We start from the raw sequence: 3,588 nt of genomic DNA, 5'->3' as shown, positions 1-3,588 counted from the left end.
CGATAGCCCCGACCCGCCCCCCTCGCCAAGCCCTGCCGATTAACCCGATGTTTAGTGCAATCTGCGATGAACCACGACGAGAGACGGGGGCAGAGCAGGGTATCGCGCAAGCCGCCGCACAGGCAAGGCAACGGTTTTGACGGAGAACGATCCAGACAACCCGCTCGGAGCGGCCGAACGCGACATCATCGCGCTCGGTATTGCCACGGCCTCGATCATCCTTCTGGTCGGCACCGGCGGCTCGGTGATGCCGCAGGTCATGAATGTGCTGACCGGCACCGGGGGCGCGCCCAACGTGATCCTCGTCAACGCGCTGCTCCTCAACATTGCGCTGATCATCTTCGGCTGGCGCCGGTACCGCGAACTGACCCACGAGATCGCTGAACGCCGCCGCGCCGAGGCCCGCGCCCGAGAGCTCGCGGCCACCGATCCGCTCACCGGATGCCTGAACCGGCGGTCGATGTTCGAGGCGACCGAAGACCTCCGCGCGCGCGCCGCAATGCGCGGCGAAGCGGTGGCCTATTGCATGATCGATCTCGACAACTTCAAGCAGATCAACGACATGCACGGCCACTCCGCCGGCGATGCGGTGCTGGTGATGCTGTGCGAGCGGATCCGCGCCCTGCTCCCGCGCGAGGCGCGCCTGGCGCGGCTGGGGGGTGACGAATTCGCCTTCGTCATTTCCTTTCCCGCTGGCCATGCCGACCGGGTCGACGATCTTGTCATCCGCCTGTTCGAAAGCCTGGCCCAGCCCTTCCGCTTGCCGGAACTGACCGTCGACCTCACGCTGTCGATCGGCCTTGCCGCCGATCATGAAGCGGACGGCACCATCGGCCTCGTGGTCGATGCCGCCACGCTGATGCACCGCGCGGACATGGCGCTGTACCACGCCAAGAAGCAGGGCCGCGACCGCTACTTCTGGTTCGAGCCGAGCATGGAAAGCGAACTCAGGTTCCGCAACCAGCTCGAAACCGGCATTCGCCGCGGCCTTGCGCGCGGGGAATTCCTGCCCTTCTACGAGCAGCAGATCGACCTTCACTCCGGCGCGCTGGTCGGCTTCGAGATGCTCGCCCGCTGGCGCTCGCCGCAGCTGGGCCTCATCAGCCCCGACATCTTCGTGCCGATCGCCGAGGAGATCGGCCTCATCAACGAGCTGTCCGAACGCCTGATGGAACAGGCCTTCGCCGATGCGCGCGAATGGGACGACACGCTCACCCTTTCGGTCAACATCTCGCCGGTGCAGCTGCGCGACCCGTGGTTCGCCCAGCGCATCCTCAAGAAGCTGGTCGCCGCCGGTTTCCCGCCGCAGCGGCTCGAGATCGAGATCACCGAAAGCTGCCTGCACGAGAATATCGGCCTCGTGCGCTCGATGATCATGAGCTTGCGCAACCAGGGCGTGCAGATTGCCCTCGACGATTTCGGCACGGGCTATTCGAGCTTCGAACAGCTGCGCAACCTGCCCTTCGACCGCATCAAGATCGACCGCAGCTTCGTGTCCGAGCTGAAGGAGCCGGGCAACCGTTCGCGGCTGGTCGAGGCGATCGTTTCGCTGGGCCGGGGCCTCGATCTGCCGCTCACGGCGGAAGGCGTGGAAGACGAGGAAATCCTCAACGCGCTGAAATCGATGGGGCGTCTGAAGGCGCAGGGCTATTTCTACGGCCAGCCCGAGGACGCCGAGGGCGTGCGCACCAGGCTGCGCGCGGCGGGCCTCCTCACCGGCGCGGGCAGCGAGAGCGCCCCTGCAAGCCGCGCGGCGGGCGAGAACGCGCAGGCCCTCTACCGCATCGCGCGTCCCTGACACTGGCCTAAGACTGGACGCAGGCCCCTTGCGTGCATAGATGCACGCCCAGTGAGCAAGACCATCCCCTTCATCAAGATGCACGGGCTCGGCAACGACTTCGTGGTGATCGACGCGCGCGCGGCGGCCATCCCGGCGATGACGCCCGCAGTGGCGCGCGCCCTGGGGGACCGGCGCACCGGGGTCGGGTTCGACCAGCTGATCCTGCTCGAGGCCAGCGGGACCCACGATTTCCGCGTGCGGTTCTTCAACGCCGACGGCAGCGAGGCCGGCGCCTGCGGCAATGGCAGCCGCGCGGTCGCCCTGCTCCACGGCGTGCCGGCGGTGGTCGAGACCCAAGGCGGGACGCTCCGCCTCGAGCCCTTCGACGGCGGAGCGCGGGTCGACATGGGGGCGCCGCGCTTCGATTGGAACGCGATCCCCCTCGCCTACCCGATGGACACGCACGCGATGCCGGTGGGCTGGGAGAGCCTCGAAGCCCCGATGGCGGTCAATGTCGGCAACCCGCACGTGATCTTCTTCGTCGATGATGCCGAAGCGGTGGAGCTGGAAAGGCTCGGCCCGCTGATCGAGCACGATCCGCTGTTCCCCGAGCGGGTCAACGTCAATGTCGCGAGCCTTGCTGGGCCCGACCACTTGCGGCTGCGCGTCTGGGAACGCGGTGCCGGCCTCACCCGCGCCTGCGGCACTGGCGCTTGCGCCACGGCAGTCGCCGCGATCCGGCGGGGACTCGTGCAAAGCCCGGTGCGCGTCAGCCTGCCCGGAGGCGACCTCGTGATCGCATGGGAGCCCGGCGGCACGATCCTGATGAGCGGCCCGGCCACCGAGAGCTTCCGCGGCACCTTCGACTGGGACGCCTACGCCGCAGGGGCGGCAGGTTGAACGCCCCTCACATCATCAGTCTGGGCTGCCGCATGAACATCGCCGAGAGCGAGCGGATGCGCGCGATGCTGGCGGGCGAGACGGACCTTGTCGTGGTCAATTCCTGCGCCGTCACCGCCGAAGCGCTGCGCCAGACCCGGCAGGCAATCCGCCGCGCGCGCCGCGATCATCCAGCCGCGCGGCTGGTGGTGACGGGCTGCGCGGCGGAGATCGACCGCGCTGCCATCGGCGCGATGGATGAGGTCGACGCGCTGGTCGCCAACGTGGCCAAGCTCGATCCGAGGGCATGGAACGTGCCCGGCGATGCACCCCCGCTCGCCCCCGCTCGGACCCGTGCCTTCGTCGCGGTGCAGAACGGCTGCGACCATGCCTGCACCTTCTGCGTCATCCCGCAAGGGCGGGGGCCAAGCCGCTCGTTGACGGTGCCGCAGGTTCTCGCCGAAGTCGAAGCGCATCTGACGGCGGGCGCGCAGGAGGTGGTGCTGACCGGCGTCGACCTCACCTCGTGGGGCCATGATCTGCCCGATGCCCCGCGGCTCGGCGCGCTGGTCGAGGCGATCCTCGCGGCCTTCCCCGCCCTCCCTCGCCTGCGCCTGTCGTCAGTGGACGGGATCGAGATCGACGAGGCCCTGTTCGACCTCCTCGCTGGCGAGAAGCGGGTGATGCCGCATCTCCACCTCTCGCTCCAGCACGGCGCCGACCTGATCCTCAAGCGCATGAAGCGGCGGCACCTGAGGGCGGATGCCGTGGAACTGGTTGCGCGCCTCAAGGCGCAGCGCCCCGACATCGCGATTGGTGCGGACATCATCGCGGGCTTCCCGACCGAGGACGCAGGCCACCATCAGGCGAACCTTGCGATCATCGACGAGCTGGACATCGTCCACGCCCATGTCTTCCCCTACTCGCCC

General features: G+C 68.3%; 3 protein-coding genes. All 3 read left to right on the top strand.

Features of this window, described 5'->3' with window-relative positions; translation table 11 throughout:
• The first annotated feature begins 136 nt into the window (after positions 1–136).
• Complete coding sequence (locus AX708_RS02075) at positions 137–1,798, top strand: bifunctional diguanylate cyclase/phosphodiesterase (protein ID WP_066527004.1); 1,662 nt, start codon at positions 137–139, stop codon at positions 1,796–1,798.
• Between the two features lie 78 nt (positions 1,799–1,876).
• Complete coding sequence (dapF, locus tag AX708_RS02070) at positions 1,877–2,680, top strand: diaminopimelate epimerase (RefSeq protein WP_066527042.1); 804 nt, start codon at positions 1,877–1,879, stop codon at positions 2,678–2,680.
• Positions 2,677–3,588: MiaB/RimO family radical SAM methylthiotransferase (locus AX708_RS02065; protein ID WP_255357969.1), on the top strand; the 912-nt coding region annotated here is incomplete at its 3' end. The genes dapF and AX708_RS02065, both read left to right, overlap by 4 nt.

Origin of the sequence: Erythrobacter sp. CCH5-A1 (assembly GCF_001557115.1) — a bacterium.
GTDB lineage: Bacteria > Pseudomonadota > Alphaproteobacteria > Sphingomonadales > Sphingomonadaceae > Erythrobacter.
This window is presented reverse-complemented; position numbering and strand designations above follow the sequence as displayed.